This window comes from Aquimarina longa SW024 (assembly GCF_001401755.1).
In the GTDB taxonomy this organism is placed as follows: Bacteria; Bacteroidota; Bacteroidia; order Flavobacteriales; family Flavobacteriaceae; genus Aquimarina; species Aquimarina longa.
Window position 1 is genome coordinate 64,888 of the sequence record NZ_KQ474105.1, and the last position, 18,501, is coordinate 83,388.

Annotated in this window: 15 protein-coding genes and 1 pseudogene; 8 read left to right on the top strand and 8 right to left on the bottom strand. The window is 32.3% G+C overall.

Annotated elements, in window-relative coordinates; genetic code table 11:
* Nucleotides 1-2: 2 nt before the first annotated feature.
* The 3 genes from N456_RS20370 to aqpZ all read left to right on the top strand — a co-directional run bounded on the left by N456_RS20370 (nt 3) and on the right by aqpZ (nt 2,776).
* The gene (locus N456_RS20370; RefSeq protein WP_062061321.1) at nt 3-1,100 is read left to right on the top strand and encodes a cobalt-precorrin-5B (C(1))-methyltransferase; all 1,098 of its coding nucleotides are present in this window, start codon (nt 3-5) and stop codon (nt 1,098-1,100) included.
* A complete protein-coding gene (locus N456_RS20375; protein ID WP_062061324.1) occupies nt 1,097-1,810 on the top strand; it encodes a cytochrome c biogenesis protein CcdA in 714 nt (237 codons plus the stop codon). Before N456_RS20370 ends, N456_RS20375 begins: the two co-directional genes overlap by 4 nt.
* 279 nt (nt 1,811-2,089) lie before the next feature.
* Nucleotides 2,090-2,776, top strand: coding sequence for an aquaporin Z (aqpZ, locus tag N456_RS20380; protein WP_062061328.1), 687 nt, complete (start codon nt 2,090-2,092; stop codon nt 2,774-2,776).
* Nucleotides 2,777-3,532: 756 nt separating this feature from the next.
* Here aqpZ and N456_RS20385 read toward each other — a convergent pair.
* The 3 genes from N456_RS20385 to N456_RS24640 form a co-directional block, all read right to left on the bottom strand.
* Nucleotides 3,533-4,201: a response regulator gene (locus N456_RS20385; protein WP_062061331.1), complete on the bottom strand. Its 669-nt coding sequence runs from the start codon at nt 4,199-4,201 to the stop codon at nt 3,533-3,535.
* Between the two features lie 16 nt (nt 4,202-4,217).
* Nucleotides 4,218-6,146: a tetratricopeptide repeat-containing sensor histidine kinase gene (locus tag N456_RS20390; RefSeq protein WP_062061334.1), complete on the bottom strand. Its 1,929-nt coding sequence runs from the start codon at nt 6,144-6,146 to the stop codon at nt 4,218-4,220.
* A 75-nt stretch (nt 6,147-6,221) separates the two neighbouring features.
* Nucleotides 6,222-6,383 carry a hypothetical protein gene (locus tag N456_RS24640; RefSeq protein WP_158447943.1) on the bottom strand — a complete coding sequence of 54 codons (162 nt, stop codon included), beginning with the start codon at nt 6,381-6,383 and terminating at the stop codon, nt 6,222-6,224.
* A 342-nt stretch (nt 6,384-6,725) separates the two neighbouring features.
* On the opposite strand from N456_RS24640, the gene N456_RS20395 reads away from it, so the two are divergent.
* Both N456_RS20395 and N456_RS20400 read left to right on the top strand, forming a co-directional pair.
* Entirely contained in the window at nt 6,726-7,280 is a 555-nt protein-coding gene (locus N456_RS20395) for a hypothetical protein (RefSeq protein ID WP_062061337.1), read from the top strand.
* Between the two features lie 288 nt (nt 7,281-7,568).
* On the top strand, nt 7,569-8,744 hold the full coding sequence (locus N456_RS20400) for a molybdopterin molybdotransferase MoeA (RefSeq protein ID WP_062061340.1): 1,176 nt from the start codon (nt 7,569-7,571) through the stop codon (nt 8,742-8,744).
* Nucleotides 8,745-8,838: 94 nt separating this feature from the next.
* Here the strand turns inward: N456_RS20400 and N456_RS20405 are convergent, their stop codons facing one another.
* The 4 genes from N456_RS20405 to N456_RS20420 all read right to left on the bottom strand — a co-directional run bounded on the left by N456_RS20405 (nt 8,839) and on the right by N456_RS20420 (nt 13,021).
* On the bottom strand, nt 8,839-9,069 hold the full coding sequence (locus tag N456_RS20405; protein ID WP_062061343.1) for a ferredoxin: 231 nt from the start codon (nt 9,067-9,069) through the stop codon (nt 8,839-8,841).
* A gap of 3 nt (nt 9,070-9,072) precedes the next feature.
* Nucleotides 9,073-10,317: a peptidase U32 family protein gene (locus N456_RS20410; protein WP_062061346.1), complete on the bottom strand. Its 1,245-nt coding sequence runs from the start codon at nt 10,315-10,317 to the stop codon at nt 9,073-9,075.
* Between the two features lie 45 nt (nt 10,318-10,362).
* Nucleotides 10,363-12,429, bottom strand: coding sequence for an acetate--CoA ligase family protein (locus tag N456_RS20415; RefSeq protein WP_062061349.1), 2,067 nt, complete (start codon nt 12,427-12,429; stop codon nt 10,363-10,365).
* Nucleotides 12,430-12,565: 136 nt separating this feature from the next.
* A complete protein-coding gene (locus N456_RS20420; RefSeq protein ID WP_062061352.1) occupies nt 12,566-13,021 on the bottom strand; it encodes an RrF2 family transcriptional regulator in 456 nt (151 codons plus the stop codon).
* Nucleotides 13,022-13,193: 172 nt separating this feature from the next.
* On the opposite strand from N456_RS20420, the pseudogene nadA reads away from it, so the two are divergent.
* The 3 genes and pseudogenes from nadA to N456_RS20435 all read left to right on the top strand — a co-directional run.
* Nucleotides 13,194-14,126, top strand: a pseudogene (gene nadA, locus N456_RS20425) (quinolinate synthase NadA); the annotation flags it as partial.
* Nucleotides 14,127-14,132: 6 nt separating this feature from the next.
* Complete coding sequence (gene nadB, locus N456_RS20430) at nt 14,133-15,710, top strand: L-aspartate oxidase (RefSeq protein ID WP_062061359.1); 1,578 nt, start codon at nt 14,133-14,135, stop codon at nt 15,708-15,710.
* Between the two features lie 16 nt (nt 15,711-15,726).
* Nucleotides 15,727-16,332: a thioredoxin family protein gene (locus N456_RS20435; RefSeq protein WP_062061362.1), complete on the top strand. Its 606-nt coding sequence runs from the start codon at nt 15,727-15,729 to the stop codon at nt 16,330-16,332.
* A gap of 125 nt (nt 16,333-16,457) precedes the next feature.
* On the opposite strand, the gene N456_RS20440 is transcribed toward N456_RS20435, so the two are convergent.
* A complete protein-coding gene (locus N456_RS20440; RefSeq protein WP_062061366.1) occupies nt 16,458-18,467 on the bottom strand; it encodes a TonB-dependent receptor domain-containing protein in 2,010 nt (669 codons plus the stop codon).
* Between the last annotated feature and the right edge of the window lie 34 nt (nt 18,468-18,501).

Sequence of the window (18,501 nt, forward strand, 5' to 3'; positions counted from 1 at the left end):
TTTTGGGAGAACTACAAGACATACCAGATAAACCATTACGTAGAGGGTATACTACAGGAGCTTGTGCTACAGCCTGTACCAAAGCAGCATTGTGGAGCCTAGTAACACAACAAAAAATTACAGAAACTAAAATAGAACTGCCTATCGGAGAAACGGTTATGTTTCAGGTAGAAGTTATGTTGTTAACGTCTAAAGAAAGTGTCTACACTACCATAAAAGACGCAGGTGATGATCCCGATATTACTCATAAAGCAGAGATTACAGCTACAGTAACTTTAAACAATACAGGAACTATTATTTTTAGAAGAGGTGAAGGAGTCGGATTGGTTACCTTACCTGGATTAGAAATACCTGTAGGAGAGCCTGCGATTAATCCTGTACCTAGAGATATGATGCGTATCGTTTGTAAAAAAATACTATCAGATCATCAACTCGAAAAACATGGAGTAACCATTACTATATCTGTAAAAAATGGAGCGCAACTGGCTAAAAGAACATTGAATAGTCGTTTGGGAATACGGTATGGGATATCAATATTGGGAACTACAGGTATTGTAACTCCATTCTCTGCAGCTTCATATATTGCAAGTATCCAACAAGGAATTGATGTAGCAATTGCTAATGGTAGGACATCGTTACTATTAAACTCTGGAGCTAGGAGTGAAAAAATGCTAAAGGCTATATTTTCGGATATTTCGGATATTTCTTGTATACATTATGGAAATTGGATACAAGAGACCTTTGAAAAAATCCATCGATCCCCTCAAATCATTCAAGTGTCTATGGGTATTATGCTAGGGAAAGCGGCTAAATTAGCTCAGGGAAGAACCAATACGCATAGTGGAAAAACAACATGGGATAAAGATTTTATATACCAATTGGCGATAGAGACTGGTTATCCAGAAGAAATTGCTAACAAAGTTTTAGCATTAAATATGGCAGGGCGTCTAAGAGAAATTTTTACTTTTACCAGCCAAGAAAAATTTTATCAAAAATTAGCGCAACAATGCCATTATTATTGTCAGCAAATAGCACCACATGTGGCTATTACGATATACCTGATTAATAGCGATGGAGCTTATATATCATATACTAGATGAACATAATGAATCTTGCTCGCCCATTAATAGCAGGGGTGTTACATTCTTTTGAACCAGATCATATGTCTGCAGTATCCGTACTGGCAGCAGAAAATGCCATTCAAAAAAAGAAAGTATCTTTTAAGACCGTGTTTACAGCTTCTCAGTGGGCTCTAGGACATTCGGTTACTTTATTAATGTTTGGAGGTATTGCGTTAGCATTTAGAGCAGCGTTACTTACTTTTGTAGAAAGTATCTCGTTTTGGGCAGAATTTTCTATTGGTCCTATTATGATTTGGCTAGGTATTACAGCAATCAGAAGAAATCATAAGATCAATGAAATGATGGAAGATCATAAAAAAATAGAAGCACATGAACATAGTGCTAGTAATCCAATTCATTTGCATGGTAAAACAGGAGAGGAAATCGCTATGAATCCTATTAATAGATCTTTTTGGATTGGTATGCTTCATGGATTAGCAGGTACAGGAGGTGCATTGACCTCTGCGTTAATTATTAGTGCGGATACTGTTTCTGATGCAATTCTAATATTAATTGTAGAGTCTATAGGAATTATCTTATCTATGGCAATATACAGTTATGTTCTTATTTTTACGATGAGTCGTTTTATAGAACGTAATATGTCAATATTTAAGTGGATGAATGGGGTAGTAGGAGTGATTTCTATAGTTGTAGGGTTGATAATGCTACAGGGAACATTTTTTGGATAAAGCATTCATGTATTTAGAAAAAATTGAATATATAATACGCTAGTGTTAATTAGCTATTTTCTTCACAATTATATGTTTATATAACTGTAAAAGCTGATATTTCCCCGAATTATTGTGGTTTTACCACAACTAAAATTTATTTTTTATCAGTAGTTTAGTACTTAAATTTTTATAGAATAATTGAAGTTTATTTTAGCAGTCAGCATTTTAGTTTTTTTTGATCAAAAAGGCGATATGAAAAAGCAAAAAAGACTTCTACATAAACAAAAATAAAAAATCATGAAAAAATTAGTTTCAGAATTTATTGGAACCTTATGGTTAGTTTTAGGGGGGTGTGGAAGTGCAGTTTTAGCAGCAGCATATCCAGAATTAGGGATCGGTTTTGCAGGAGTCTCTATTGCTTTTGGTTTAACTGTGGTTACTATGGCATATGCTATAGGGCATATCTCTGGATGTCACTTAAATCCTGCTGTATCTATCGGACTATGGATAGGAGGTCGTTTTGATAAAAAAGACTTATTACCATATATTGTTGCGCAAGTATTAGGAGGTATTGCAGGAGCAGGTATTCTATATCTTATCGCAAGTGGAAAATCAGGATTTGAGATAGGAGGATTTGCAGCTAATGGTTTTGGAGAACATTCTCCAGGGGGATATACTATGCAATCTGCATTGATAACAGAGGTTGTAATGACATTTATGTTTTTAATTATTATTTTAGGAGCCACACATTCTAAAGCGCCTAAAGGTTTTGCAGGATTAGCAATAGGATTGGGTTTAACATTAATTCATTTAATAAGTATACCTGTAACGAATACCTCTGTAAATCCAGCAAGAAGTACAAGTCAGGCATTATTTGTAGGTAGTTGGGCGATAGAACAACTTTGGTTATTCTGGATTGCTCCGATAATAGGAGCAATTTTAGCAGGAATCGTCTATAAATTTATTTCCTCAGAAGAAGAATAAGAAATATCTAAATTAGTATAAGATCAGCCATAAAAATAGTACACTATTTTTATGGCTGATCTCTTTTACAAGTTTTTTTGGTATTACTTTTGGAGTATTTTTTTAAAGATTATAAAAAAAATTACTCAAAATGTAGATGACGGGGTAACATTTTACCTTAGTATGACACCTATTTATATAGTTTTAATGGTACATCTATACTGATTAACCTAAATTAAATAAAAAGTGTTTCGCTTTTCAATTTTTATCAATTAACTTTTTTTGTTAATAATATGTATTTATTGGTAGGGATTAAGTTATTGATAATCTATATTTTACAATATAATACTTGTCTTTTATTAAAATAATAATAATAAAAACAGTAAATAACTTACGGGAAACCATAATTATTTAAATCGTTCTTCCTATATTGTACCATTAGGATTTTGAGCTAAATTATTCAAATATTGAAAAATGTTTATGAATAATTTATTTTGAAAAAATATCCTTATTAATGGTTGATTTATTAAATCAATCGTTATTCAAACCCTGCTTTTGTTGGCTCGCCAAAGTTTTGCAATTGCGGGGTTATTTATGATTAAAAACTACTATTATAGTAAGTTTTCTAACGATTGATGTCTTAGTAAATTTTTGTATTAATTCAAAGTTAAAACTAATAATTGAGAATTCCTCATGAGATTATGTAAGAAAAAACATCAAATCAATGTAAATCCAACCTGCACTTTTAAAAGTAAAAAATTACAATATATTAATAGTCTATAAAAGACCTAAATCTTTAGTCATAGCTACCAAATGAATAGCATTTTTGGCTTTAAAATTATATTTTAATTTATTAAGTCTTTTTTCTATAGAACTTGTACTATTAGGAGAAATATGATTTTTCTTAAAATAGTTTCCTATCTGCTCTTGGGTAAGACCATCTGATAAATATTTTAGAAGTAAAAGATCATAATCTTTAAGTTCGAATACATTGTTTTTACTCATTGCACTTTCTAATTGAGGAGATACATAAGTATAATTATTATAGACTTCTGTAACACATTTTACTAATTCATTTAGTCCGTATCGACCTTTACAAACATACCCATCAATGCGTTGTTTATTAAAAAAAGATTTAATTTTACCGGGTCTATCTTCCATAGAATATACAATAACTTTTATAGTAGGTTGTATAACTCGTATTGCTTCTATGAGTTGAATCCCCGAAATTAATTTTCGTTCTCTATGACTTTCTTTAAAAGAGAGATCTGTAATTAGGAGATCGAAAGGAGCATTATCATTATAAGCTCTTCTAAATTTTAAATAAGCATCATCGCAATATTTAGTTTGTTGTATTTCATTAATCCCAGTTCTTTCATTAAGAATATGAGCTATACCATGACTAATGCTACCTAAATCTTCTGAAACTAAAACTTTATTAAACATATGTGTTTTGTTGTAATTAATTTGGGAAATATATCCTAGCTTTAAAACCTTTTCCTTTTTCAGAATCAAAGATAAACGATCCTCCTATTGTTTTTATACGGTTTTCCGTATTACGGAGCCCATTACTATATATTATTTCTTTTTTAGATACTCCAACGCCAGTATCAGCATAGGTGATCATTATATTTTTTGAATTCTTTTTAAATGCAATTGCTACAAGTTCAGCTTGGCTATGTTTTTTCATATTTACCATTAATTCTTGTAGTGTACGATGTACAATAATCTTTTTTTCTGGTGTTATGGATTGCCAATTAATTTCATCAATACCTTTTATAATAATTTTAGTATTATTGGTGCTATAACTGCTTAACATTCCGCTAAGTTCTGTAGTATATTCCTGACCAGTTCTGAAACTATTATGTTCTCTAGAGATATCTCGAGTACTATTATAAATAGTCTCTAATTTGTCTAAAACATCATGGTTGTTTTGATTATTTTGGATTTGTACCATAACATGATAGATATCATTAGCTAACTCATCATGTAGTTTTTTAGAAATGCGAGTTTCTGCATTATAGACCTCTCGTATTTTTTCTCTTTTATGTCGTTGTCTAAATAAATAGAAAACCAGTCCTCCGCCTAAAAGGAGTAGTAAAGTACTAAAAAGATAGATAATTTGTTGCTGTTCTTTTTTTGCAGTTTCTGCTTTTAGAATTAAATTTTCAGTAGTGAGTTTGTCATTTTCATACCGAGTTACAGCATAAATCTCTCGGTTATTTTGGTTAATTTCTTTTATTTTATTATAAATTTCTTTAAACTCTTTGGCTTCTACATTGGTAGCTTCTCTTAACTCAAATATAAATCCAAGAGCCTCAAGAATGGATGTTAAGCTGTGTAATTTTTTTGCATTATGATAGGCCGATTCAGCATGGTTTAATGCTTTTATTTTATCTTTTTCTAGATAATATTTAGTTAAATAGATATTATTACCTATCAAACCTTTAATATCTTTAATCTCATTGCATAAATACAAGGCTTCTAACAGTAAAGCTTCTGATTTCTTATTGTTTTTATTTTTTAACCACAAAATATATCCTAGATTACCTAATACTCTGGCGTACTTGCTCTTATTTTTTTGTACTATAGAATCAGATACTAATGATTTTAATAATAATATTGCATTTATATAATCACCTTGGTTAGCTAATATATTTGCTTTTGTATTTTTTAGAATTTGAATTCTACTAGAATTAGTATCTAATTTAAAAGCTTTTTCATTATATTTTAAGGCTTCAGTATAGTTTTTTTGCTCTCTATTGGCTACAGAAATAATGTGGTATAAACCTGCTATGTTTTTTATATTAGATGTTTTTTCAATGTATTTAACTCCATCAATAGCTGTAGTTTTACTCCCTAAATAATCCCCTAAAGACGCTTGGATGTTTGCCATTTGTAGTAAGTTTTTGCCTGCTTTAGCACTATCTTTACCAATCCTTGATATTTTAAATCCTTGATTATAATAATCAAAGGCATCTACTAGTTGATTATTATTTTTATGGTACCTTCCTAATTTAAATAACGCATGTTTGATATAAATAGTGTCGTTATTTTGCTTCGCTAAATTATAAAGTTGATGTGAATATTTAATAGCACTATCATAGTTTTTAATTCTACCCAAAAGCATCGTTTTTTGCATCAAACCATTGTAAATTAAAGAATTATGTCGAGATAATGATATTCCTTCTAAAAAAGAGTTTACATAATGTAAGCGATCTGGTATTGATAAGGAATCAGCTTTGCTTAATCTATAATATTGAGTGATACTATCTAATTCTTTTATAGATAAAGTATAAGGTACTTTTGTTTGAGCAAAAGAAGGAATAGTATTACATAATAATAGTAGAAATATACTATAAAACAGGAAATCAACGCGCCAAAGTTTCATTCCTCTAAAATACTAAATAAATTGGCTGCATACAGTAGATTTTTATACTGTATGCAGCCAATTTATCTAGCTTTTTTAATTCCCTCCTTCATCTTCTTCTTCATATTGACCATCATTGCCTACAGTAGCAACTTGGTCTATAGAAGTATCTTCATTATCAGCAATAGTATCCGCTGTACAAGATATAAAACTAGAAGTTATAAATAGGGCTATCAATATGTAAAAAACAGTTTTCATAATTTTTATTTTTTTAGGTTTAGACAAAGAGATTGCTGTCCGGTTTTTTTACCAGATATTTATAGGGTAGCAATCAGTTAATAAGGGAGTACTCCTTCTCTTTTTTTTTGGAAAGTTGAAATCCAATTCAATAATGTTTAGCCACTTTCCAATTGAGCTATAACCATCATTTTGTGGATTTCCGTAAAAACTAGACTCATACATTTACTATGTTAGCAAACTGAAATGGCGACTAATTGTTGATGCTAATTTATAAAGACCCCTAGTCTATATTGATAAACAATTCCAAGGATTCCAAAGATTCCTTAGAAATCCTAAAAATTCCAATTAACCTAAATATCTATGAAAACAAAGACAAGTATGACGTACAAGAATGAAATTCTTGAAAAGTACAGAAAAGAGAAAGGTGGAGAAATGAGCAGTTACCTTCTAGAGCCTACTCGTAAACAAATTAAAGAAGCTTGCTTATGGTTGCTAAATCGAAGAAAAGAGAAATATGATGAAGGGATTCTAAATCGCTTTTTTAAATTTAAAGAAGGTGAAAACAAATCATATGCAATAGAGCGATTTAATGGAGATAAGTTTAAACCTATCGTAAATTTTTTAATAGGAGAAACAAAATCAACAACTCCTGCAAATCTAGAATTGATTAGTTGGCTTATTGATTTTAAACCAAGACCTCTATCTATTTATTTAAAACCTAATACTAAATCTGAAGATGATACACTAATACTTAAATCAAATCAAAAAAAAGAAACGAATTTTTATGGTAAAAAAGAATTCGAAATGGCAGATATTATTCCTGAGACTAGGGTGATCGAAAAGACAGATAAAAGTATTACGATTATTTCGCAAATCAATCCTTCTCTTAGGATTACGACAATTGTATCTTTATAATTTAATTTTTACTCGTTAGAGTATTGCCATAAAGTTGTTCTTTGGATTGTATTTATAAATACAATTAGAAGCTATCTACCCCCTAAGCTTTATGAAATATATATTAGATAATGCCAATTTATAGTATTCAGACTTCCACGAAGTTTTGATTAGGCCTGCAAGGTTTTATATAATTATTATATAAAACCTTGCAGACTTATATACTACTATTACTACTACTAGTTTTTCTAATTTCTAAAAAGAGAGCTGAAATTTCATTGTATCTTTGTCTATATAACGAAATTTCTTATGGTAACCGTAGAAAAAGCACTTCAGTTAACAAATAATCATATAAAAAAAACCAATACAGTCATAACAGTTTTGATATCGGAAGCCTTAGGATACGTATTGGCAAAAGATATTCAATCTACTATCCATATGCCACCATTTAGGCAATCTGCAATGGATGGATATGCTTTTGGATCTATAGAGGAAAATGTATTTACTCTTATTGGAGAGGTAAAAGCAGGAGATGACGCTGATCCTGAGCTTAAAAAAGGAGAAGCCATTAGAATTTTTACAGGCGCCCCTGTACCTTCTGGAGCGAAATCTGTGGTGATGCAAGAAAAAGTAAAAGTTCAGAATAATCAAGTAATCATAGAAGAATCCATTATTCTGAATTCTAATATTCGTCCTATTGGTGAGCAGATAAAGAAAGGAGCTATCGCTCTTGTAGAAGGAACACTAATTACAGCTGCAGGAATAGGGTATCTTGCATCTTTAGGAATAACACATGTTGATGTGTATAAAAAGCCATCTGTTGCAATTATTACTACAGGAAATGAATTAATATCCCCAGGGCAGATGTTAAAACATGGTCAAATCTATGAGAGTAATTCAATAATGCTCTCTGCAGCATTGACTAAAATAGGAATTGAAGATATATCTTATTTTAAAGTTGAGGATGAATATGATATTACAGTTTCTCTTATAAAGAATAGTATAGATCACTACGATGTAGTTTTAATTTCTGGTGGAATATCGGTTGGGGATTATGATTTTGTGGGGAAGGCACTAAGAGCATTAAACGTTGAAGAAATTTTTTATAAAGTAAAACAAAAACCAGGAAAACCGCTTTACTTTGCCAAAAAAATAGGAACAACTATATTCGCATTACCTGGTAATCCGGCTTCTGCACTAAGTTGTTTTTATATCTATGTACTTCCTGCATTACTAAAAATATCAGGATATCAAAATTATAATTTAAAGTGGAGTACTGCTATTACTACAGTTAATCATATAAAAAAAGGACAGAGAGCAGAATTTTTAAAAGCTCATGTAAAAAATAATGAAGTAACTATCTTAGATGGGCAAGCATCTTCTATGCTTAATTCTTTTACTCTAGCGAATGCACTAGTTTACCTTCCTGAAGATATAATAGAGGTCAATATTGGAGATATAGTACAGGTCATTAATTTACCATAAAATCATAGAAGATTTATAGGTAGGAAATTTCTAAATAAAACTAGTATGCTGTAAAGTTCTCTAAAAGGATAAACATTTTTTTTATAGGAATTGCCTAAATCATTTTGGTAGTTATAATCTTTACAGGACAAGCTTTTGTAGCCTGTTCACAAGCATCCAAAATAGTATTGTCTGATGATTTTATAGTAAAAAAACCTTTTTTTTCTGTAGCATGTAATAAGACCGATTTTCCATCTTTTTTAGACATCTGAAACTGCTCTGGAGCTAATTCTACACAATAGTTACACCCTATACATTTATTGCGTTGTAATGTTACTACTACCATCTACTATTGATTCTTTACAATTTTATAAAGTTTATCTGATAATCGAATTCTAAAATCCAAAGGTATAGTGCAAGAGTCTCCTTTTTGAGCTTTTTCTAAAGGTTTGTCATTTACAAACATCTCTTTAAGTTCTAATTCTTTAGTACCCGTTGTAGGGCCAGTGATTAGTATAGTATCTCCAACAGATACGTCGTAGGCTTCAATTTTAAATTCTCCAATTTTATTTTTAGGAAAATAATGTTTCCCTTTTCCAATATATACCTTCTTTTGGGTAGCTTTAGAACCATCAACATCACTCCATTCTCCTAATTTTTGACCTAAGTAATATCCGCTCCAAAAACCACGGTTGTATACTGTTTTTAGTTGCTCCATCCAATCCTCAACTTTTTCTTTAGTATAAGTACCTTCATAATAGGCATCAATAGCCTCTCTATATGTTTTAATTACAGTAGCTACATATTCTGGGGCTCTGCCTCGACCTTCAATTTTTAATACTTGAACACCAGTGTCAATCACTTGATCTAAGAAATCTAGTGTACATAAGTCTTTTGGAGACATCAGGTATTCATTATCTACTTCTATTTCAAAACCAGAATCCTGATCAATCACCGTATATTTTTTTCTACAATTTTGTTTACAAGCACCTCTATTGGCAGATGAGTTATGCGAATGAAGACTCAAATAGCACTTTCCTGATACAGCCATACATAATGCACCGTGACCAAAAATCTCAACCTCTACCAGATTACCCGAAGGTCCTTTGATCTGATCTTTTTCAATTTGCTCGGTTATCTTTTTTACCTGGCGCAGGCTAAGTTCTCGACTCATTACCATTGTATCTGCAAACATGGCATAAAAACGAACTGTTTCTATGTTTGTGATATTAATCTGCGTAGAGATATGAACCTCGATATCAATCTGTCTGGCATATGCTATTACAGCTTGATCCATAGCGATAACTGCTGTTATATTAGCTTCTTTTGCAGCATTAAGCAGTGTTTTTATAATAGATAGATCGTGGTCGTAGATAATTGTATTAAGCGTAAGATAGGTACGAATATTTTTTTGTGCACACCGTCTTGTGATTTCGGTTAAATCATCAATAGTAAAATTAATACTTGCCCGAGCACGCATGTTTAATTGCTCTACCCCAAAATATATAGAATCGGCTCCATTGTCTATAGCTGCTTGCAGAGATTCAAAATTGCCTGCTGGTGCCATTAACTCTATCCTTCCTGATGTTGTCATAATAGTATTCTTGAAAATTTTAATGTATTGTGATGATAATAGTACTTATGCTTTTGTTTTTTCTATTTTGATGCGCACATCTACCGCTGTTATTGTGTCTTTTGTTCCTATTAAAGGATTAATATCCATTTCTATAATTTCTGGAGCTGCTTCTACCAAAGCGGATAAGCGTTGTATAATTTCTATAAATTGAGGTTCATTAATTCCATCTTTTCCACGACTCCCTTGTAGTAATTGATATCCTTTTAAGGAGCGAATCATTTTTTGAGCTTCGATATCAGATATAGGACTTAATCCAGCAGCTACATCATTTAGAATTTCAATAAAAATACCTCCTAATCCACATAAAATAGTATGATTAAAGCCAGGTTCCTTTTTTACTCCAACAAAGAGTTCTAAGCCAGATAACATGGGTTGTACCATAACCCCTGTAGCATCTTTGATGCCCATTAGCGAATCAAAATTTTTAGTCACCTCTTCTATTGTATTTACATTAAGAATAACCCCTTGCGCATCAGATTTATGTAAAGGCCCTACTACTTTCATAACTATAGGAAATGGTATTTGTGTTATGTTAGAAAGTAAGCTTTCTATAGAATTTTCGATGATTTCTTTAGATCTGGGAATTCCTGAAGCATCTATAACCAGAGCAGTATCTTCTGGAGTTAAATATCCATCATTAGCTTGATTAATTATAGCTCGTATTTTTTTAGTATCTATTTTTGGTAGCTCTATATGATTTGATGAGGGAGCAGAAGTTTTATAAACCTCGCACAACGCTTTACCCAATACAACTTCATCAGGAAAATTAATATTTCCTTTGGATAAAAATGTTTCTATTTCTTTACGAGCATTGATTACAGAAGGAAGAACAGGGAATATGGGTTTAGAGCAAACATCAAGTTTTACACTTAGTACATCATATACATTTTTTACATCAAATAAACCTGGACTTCCAAAAACAACTACCATTGCATCAATACTTTCAAATTTATGTTCGCAATAATCTATGATAATTCCTAATTGTTCTGCTGTTCCTGTAGCAAGAAAATCAATAGGATTATGTACAGATGAACCAGGATGAAGATACGTTTCAAGTTTTTTAGCATCTTCACCTTCTATAGTAGGGATTTGTAATCCTCCTTTAGAGAGCACATCGGTAAGCATTACAGCAGATCCTCCTGCATGAGTAATAATTGCAATATTTTTTCCATTAAGTTTCTTGTACTTAAAAATAGAGGCTACACTTAATAATTCTTCTCGACTACTACAGTATACAATTCCTGCTTTTTTAAAAAGTGCTCTTACGGTCATATCAGAACTGGCAATGGCGCCCGTATGGGATGTAGCCGCTCTACTTCCTTCGGTAGTACTCCCTGCTTTGATAGCTGCTATTTTTACTCCTTTATTAATTAGAGAAGCGGCATGCTTAAGTAGTTTTTGAGGGTTTTTAATAGTTTCTAGATACAACAATTTGATAGGAGCATCAATATTTGGATTGTAATGAATATCCATATATTCTAATACATCTTCTACTCCTGTTTGTGCTCCATTACCGATAGAATAAACATTGGCAAACTGTACACCTAATAGCATACCAGCTTCCATAATAAATACAGCGGTTGCTCCAGATCCTGAGATCAAATCACATCCTTCAGAATTAAATTCGGGTATAGGCGTAGTAAAAACGCCTTTATAATTTTTGTTGAGTACACCAATACAATTAGGACCAATTAAACAACCATTTACACTAGTAATGATGTCTACAATTTCTTTTTCGATATGACCTCCCGTTTCATTGGTTTCACCAAAACCAGCAGAAATGATAATAAAAGCTTTTGTGTTTTTTTGTTTTGCTAAAACTGTAACCGTTTCTAAGCAGTACTTTGCAGGAATAGCGAGTATAGCCAAATCTGTATCAGGAATATCAGTAACATTAGCATATGAAATAATGCCTTGTACGTGTTGCTCTTTGGGGTTAACAATTCTTAGCTCACCTTTATAATTACCATCGATACAGTTTTTTACAATTTTCCCTCCAGGTTTTCCAATGTTATTTGAACCCCCTATAATAACAATGCTCCTAGGATCGATTAATTGCTGGTTTATCATCTTACTATTTTTATAAAGCGGTAAAAATAGAGGAGTACGATAACTTATTTAATGATATAAATCATAGTTGTTTATAAGCGCATTTTTTGTGTGAAAAAGTTGATACTACTTTGAGAGAAAAGAGTAAGAATATCCACTATTGATCAAGGGTGTCAAAATCTTTTAAAGAAATAACAGTTCCATTTTCTTTAATTTTTTTGACAAGACTATCGATTGTTTTATCTCTAAAATCGCGTAATAACTTTTGTTTAAAAGGAGAAACGGTAGCGTGTACAGGACAAGGGTTTTTGTCATCGCACTTAGCTAACCCCAAAAAACATTGATCAAATTTGTCTGTGCCGTCTATACTTTTTATAACATCCCAAACTGATTTTTGTCTATTCTTTTTGTCCAGAAAAAAACCTCCATTAGGACCTTTTGTAGACGAAACAAGTTTTGCTGTAGCAAGCTGGCGCAGTAATTTGGCTAAAAAAGGTTGAGGAGTCTCTAATTCTTCGGCAATTTTTTTTGCTCCTATTTTTTTGGATTCATCACTATGTATTGCCAAATAAAGTAGAGATCGTATTGCATACTTGCAAGCGTTGGATAGCATAATTCGGGTTTATATGTACCAAATATAATAAAAAGATGTTTTTATCCTTAATTAGAATGATATTCTATGGAAAAACCTTATGATCAATCAGTTTTAATTCTTGATAATTATGATTTAAGTCATATTTATTAACGCTGTGTTCGTATAAGTTTGTAAGAGAAATAAATACGATACTAAGGTGAGTTTAACAGAAAAAATAAAAAAACTTAAAGAGGAAAAAAATGCAGTGATTTTGGCTCATTATTATCAAACGCCTGATATACAAGAAATTGCTGATTATGTGGGAGATAGTTTGGGGTTGTCGCAAAAAGCAGCAGAAACAGATGCAGATATTATCGTTTTTGCAGGGGTACATTTTATGGCAGAGACAGCAAAAATATTAAACCCAGAAAAAACAGTAGTACTACCGGATTTAAGTGCAGGATGTTCATTGGCAGATTCTTGTCCTCCAGATTTATTTAAAGAATTTGTAGCGAAACATCCTAATCATAAAGTAATTACTTATGTAAATTGTAGTGCAGAGATTAAGGCCATGACAGATATTGTTTGTACATCGTCTAATGCATTAAAAATAGTAGCATCTATACCCAAAGACAAACCGATAATTTTTGCTCCTGATAAAAACCTGGGTAAATATATTATGAAGGAAACAGGTAGAGAGTTGCTATTGTGGGATGGTAGCTGTATTGTGCATGAAGCATTTTGTATAGATAAACTTTTAGAATTACATAACGAACACCCTGATGCTGTAATTATTGCACACCCAGAATCTGAAGAGCATATCTTAAAAACAGCAACATATATTGGTTCTACTTCTGGTATGATTAATTATGTTAAAAAACACCCTGAGAAAAAATTTATTGTAGCTACAGAGGCAGGGATCTTACATAAGATGCAGCAAGAGGTTCCTAATACCATATTGATACCAGCTCCAGCAGCAGAAGATAATACGTGTGCATGTAGCGAATGTGGTTATATGAAAGTAAATACTTTACAGAAACTATATGACTGCTTGAATGATGAAAGCCCACAGATTGATGTTGATTCTGGTATTAGAGAAAAAGCATTAGTCCCTATTAAACGTATGTTAGAACTATCTAAATAGTACGTTATGATGCATACAAATTATTTAGTAATTGGTTCTGGGGTAGCAGGGTTAACATTTGCAGTAAAAATAGCAGAACGATTTACCGATAAAACGGTTACTATAGTTACCAAAGCAAATGAAGATGAATCCAATACCAAATACGCTCAAGGAGGTGTAGCAGTAGTGTTGGATGCCAAAGAAGATTCTTTTCAAAAACATATTGATGATACACTATTGGCAGGAGATGGGTTATGTAATGAACAAGTAGTAGAACTTGTGATTAAGGAAGGCCCTAAACGATTACAAGAATTAATAGATTGGGGAGCCAATTTTGATAGTAATGATCAAGGTACATTAGATTTAGGAAAAGAAGGAGGACATTCAGAATATCGAGTGGTACACCATAAAGATATCACAGGATATGAAGTAGAAAGAGCATTATTAAACCGTGCTCATCAATTACCAAATATCACGATCTTGGCACATCATTTTGCTATAGATCTCATTACAGATCATCATCTAGAGGCTTCAGATACACATAATATTTCTTGTTATGGTGCATATGTGTTAGATCAAAAGTCAAAGCATATAGAAACCATTAAAGCAGATAGCACACTATTGGCATCAGGAGGAGTAGGTTGTGTATATGGGCATACTACAAACCCCGTAATTGCTACAGGTGATGGTGTAGCAATGGCATATAGAGCCAAGGCATTGATAAAAGATATGGAGTTTATTCAATTTCATCCCACTGCACTATATGATACGCAAGAGGGATCTTCATTTTTGATTTCTGAAGCCGTAAGAGGTTTTGGAGGATACTTGCGTAATAAAGATGGACATCGATTTATGCTAGCGTATGATGATAGAGCAGAATTAGCATCAAGAGATATAGTATCGCAAAGTATAGATAGTGAACTCAAAAAATCAGGAGATACTCATATTTTTCTCGATTGTACACATATAGATATTGAAGACTTTAAATCCCATTTTCCGAACATTTATAAAAAATGCCTAACCCATCATATCGATATCAAAAAAGATTGGATCCCTGTAGTACCAGCATCGCATTATCTGTGTGGTGGTATCGTTGTAGATACTGAAGGAAGAACTTCTGTAAAAAATCTATTTGCATGTGGTGAGTGTTCTAGAACGGGATTACATGGCGCAAACAGATTAGCATCAAACTCGTTATTAGAAGCATTGGTATACGCACATAATATCTATACCTATCATGTAACACATCAGTTATCATCAATACAGGTGGCTATCCCAGAATGGAATGATGAAGGAACGGTTATTCCTAAAGAACATATTCTAATACAACATAACCTGAAGCAATTACAAGCTTTGATGCGAGATTACGTGGGTATTGTAAGAAGTAATAATAGATTAATAAAAGCAATCAAACATTTGGATCTTATTTATAATGAGGTTGATGAGTTGTATAGGAAATCAAAGGTAAATACTGCATTATGTGAATTGAGAAACATGATTAATGTAGCGCATTTAATTATTCATCAATCTCTCGAAAGAAAAGAAAACCGTGGAGGGTATTATAATGTTGACAATGAGTTTAATATAACCTCTGCATATACATAACACTAAAGGCTATACAATGAATACATTATTAAAAGAAAGTATTGATAAAGGAATCACATATCCCGAATATAGTAAGCTGATAGAAAAGCTTGTTGCCAAAGAACAAACTACAGGGAAAGAGCAAACAGATGCGCGAGTGAATTTTACCAGGTTAAATTCACGGAGAATGAAGAGATTAGATAAAACTATTGCGCTTACAGAAGAGGATCGTATCGTTTTTAAGAAGATAAAAGAAAAACAAACGTGGCTGATTCTTATAGAAAGTTGGTGTGCAGATGGGGCGCAAACTATTCCTGTTCTCCATAAAATAGCGGAGACAACCCCTTTTATAACGTTAAAAATTGTGCTTAGAGATGAGAATATCGATCTGATGAATCAATTTTTGACAAGTGGAACCCAATCTATACCAAAGCTTATAATTGTAGATCAGAATAATAACGTTTTACACACTTGGGGTTCTAGATCAAAGGCCGCTACAGAATTGGTAACAGCATATAAAAATGAATATGGAAAAATAGATGAGGTTTTTAAGAAAAACCTACAAATCTGGTACAATAAAGATAAAGGAAAATCAATTATTAAAGATTTATCAGTGTTGATGTTAACGACACTATTGGCTTAATTTGGGGTGTAACTCTGTCCTTTCCAGACTTGATCTAGAATCTATTTAGCTCTCCTTATCTAGAAATCGACCCCTATCGATAAGGGTTTTTAATTTTTTATATTAATTTACGTTACCACTACTATTTATTGTATCACATACGAGGTATTGATATAAAAATTTCTTCCCTGCCTTGGGATGTTATTCCAATCGGCATAGGTAGAATAGTGAGTGTCAAAGATGTTTTCTATCCCGTATTTTAGGACTAATCTATGATCTTTGATAAAAAAGGTATTTCCTAGATTTAGATTTAAAATAGCAAATGCAGGGGTCTGATCTTCGCCATAAAATATACTATGGTTATCCTGATTTGTGTTTCCGTTTAGTTGTAAAGCAGCATTAAAATTCTTTAATGAGTAATTGATTTCTGCCAGATAAGAGATTGGACTTATAAGGGGTAAATTATTGTCATCACTTCCTTGTCCATAATGATATCCTACAGAAGCATTTATAGATAGGGTTTTATGTAGGGTATATGAAATATTTACAAAAGTATTATATATCGATGCGTATTGTAAAGCGTTATAAATACGGACTCCATTAGCTCCAATAGTCATAGGGCTTAAAGATGTGTCGGTTTGACCAATAATATAATCATATATATGAAAATAAGAGGCTTCGATTCCTACTTTAAAACGTTTTTGATGGTAGTGGGCTTTGAAGTTTATTTCTGTAGATTTTTCATTTTTTAGAGTAGGGTTTCCGATATAGTCATAATTGTCAAAACTATTAAATAAGAAGAATCCATATCCTTCACTCACCGAAGGGGCTCTTTCTCCGTACCCTAATCCAAAAGAGAAGTCAATTTTTTTATGCTTTACAAAGTAATTGGCAGAAAAACTGGTTAATAATCTGCTCTTTGAGGCGCTAATTTGGGAATAAAAAATTTGTAAACTTTCTAACCCAGTTTCATTTTTGACAGTGTTGTTTTGATATCCAATTCTGGCACTTAGATTTAGTTTTTCTTTGGTGCTGATATCAAATTCATCTTTGGCATAAATACCACTGTATACTGTTCTGATATCTGGCCAGGTATACATAAACATTATATTTTCGTTGGGATCATTGGGATACATTGTCATTTCTGCTAGTGAGCGATTATAATGAGCATTGAGGTTAAGACTAAGTTTATGTTTTTTAACTTTTGCTTTTAGTTTAGAGTACATCCCATAGGTATCACTCCAACCAGGCATATCCATTCGTATAGGTACATCGGGACGTTTAGAGTCGTCCATGATATGAGTAATGGTGTTAAAATAGAGTTTTGTTTCCCAGTTTTTTACAAAAACAGCATCATTATTATAGGAGTATGCTACAGAAGCTATAGTAGCTTTGGCTAGGGATACATCCATTGGTAACGCAGGGTAGCCAACATCTGTTGCTTCATCATATATCATCGTAGCATCAATGTTATCATGATCAGATAATTTATATCCTGCCTGTAGCGATATATTATATTTTTCAAATTGTGAATACTTAATCTCTTCATTGTCTCCTGCATCATAGTTATCAGATTTACGATAGATACCATCCCCACTTAGGTATAATTTGTTACTAGAGTAGGCAAGGTCTACTCCAGCGGTTTTGTAATTTCCATTAGTTTCGTAGCCTAAATCAAAGCTGCTTTTTATACCTGAGTTGTAGTATTTTGATTCGGGAAGTTTAAGATCGATTCCACCACCAATACAATTAGCGTTCTCTGTTCCTTCTTGTCCAGAGGTAACGATTACCTTTTCTAGATTAGATACATCAACATACGAGGTTATGGGATCCATTTTATCGGTACATGCGCCATAAATCTGCATTCCGTCAATGGTTACCGATAAGCGATCAGATACCATATTGTTTAGAGTAGGTTCCCATGCGTAGTTTCCTCTTTTGATCATAGTTATCCGATTAGATTTCTCTAAATATGCATCGATACTAGAGAGTGTTTTTTTCTGTCGATAATTACTAAGTTTATGTCTTCCAACTACTTTGATCTCATCGAGATGTGTTATAAGTGTATCTGTTTCTTTGTTGTCAATAGCTTGATCCTGCGCAAAAGTAATTGTACAAATAAGCAAGCTCATGTATAGTATAACTGACCTTTTCATAATAGTACTATGTAAGAAGATGAGGTCGAACCTT

Excerpts from the sequence above, each read along its gene's own strand:
- N456_RS20375 (WP_062061324.1), top strand. The coding sequence starts at position 1,097 with ATGAACATAATGAATCTTGCTCGCCCATTAATAGCAGGGGTGTTACAT.
- aqpZ (WP_062061328.1), top strand. The coding sequence starts at position 2,090 with ATGAAAAAATTAGTTTCAGAATTTATTGGAACCTTATGGTTAGTTTTA.
- N456_RS20385 (WP_062061331.1), bottom strand. The coding sequence starts at position 4,201 with ATGTTTAATAAAGTTTTAGTTTCAGAAGATTTAGGTAGCATTAGTCAT.
- N456_RS20390 (WP_062061334.1), bottom strand. The coding sequence starts at position 6,146 with ATGAAACTTTGGCGCGTTGATTTCCTGTTTTATAGTATATTTCTACTA.
- N456_RS24640 (WP_158447943.1), bottom strand. The coding sequence starts at position 6,383 with ATGAAAACTGTTTTTTACATATTGATAGCCCTATTTATAACTTCTAGT.
- N456_RS20395 (WP_062061337.1), top strand. The coding sequence starts at position 6,726 with ATGAAAACAAAGACAAGTATGACGTACAAGAATGAAATTCTTGAAAAG.
- N456_RS20400 (WP_062061340.1), top strand. The coding sequence starts at position 7,569 with ATGGTAACCGTAGAAAAAGCACTTCAGTTAACAAATAATCATATAAAA.
- N456_RS20405 (WP_062061343.1), bottom strand. The coding sequence starts at position 9,069 with ATGGTAGTAGTAACATTACAACGCAATAAATGTATAGGGTGTAACTAT.
- N456_RS20410 (WP_062061346.1), bottom strand. The coding sequence starts at position 10,317 with ATGACAACATCAGGAAGGATAGAGTTAATGGCACCAGCAGGCAATTTT.
- N456_RS20415 (WP_062061349.1), bottom strand. The coding sequence starts at position 12,429 with ATGATAAACCAGCAATTAATCGATCCTAGGAGCATTGTTATTATAGGG.
- N456_RS20420 (WP_062061352.1), bottom strand. The coding sequence starts at position 13,021 with ATGCTATCCAACGCTTGCAAGTATGCAATACGATCTCTACTTTATTTG.
- nadB (WP_062061359.1), top strand. The coding sequence starts at position 14,133 with ATGATGCATACAAATTATTTAGTAATTGGTTCTGGGGTAGCAGGGTTA.
- N456_RS20435 (WP_062061362.1), top strand. The coding sequence starts at position 15,727 with ATGAATACATTATTAAAAGAAAGTATTGATAAAGGAATCACATATCCC.
- N456_RS20440 (WP_062061366.1), bottom strand. The coding sequence starts at position 18,467 with ATGAAAAGGTCAGTTATACTATACATGAGCTTGCTTATTTGTACAATT.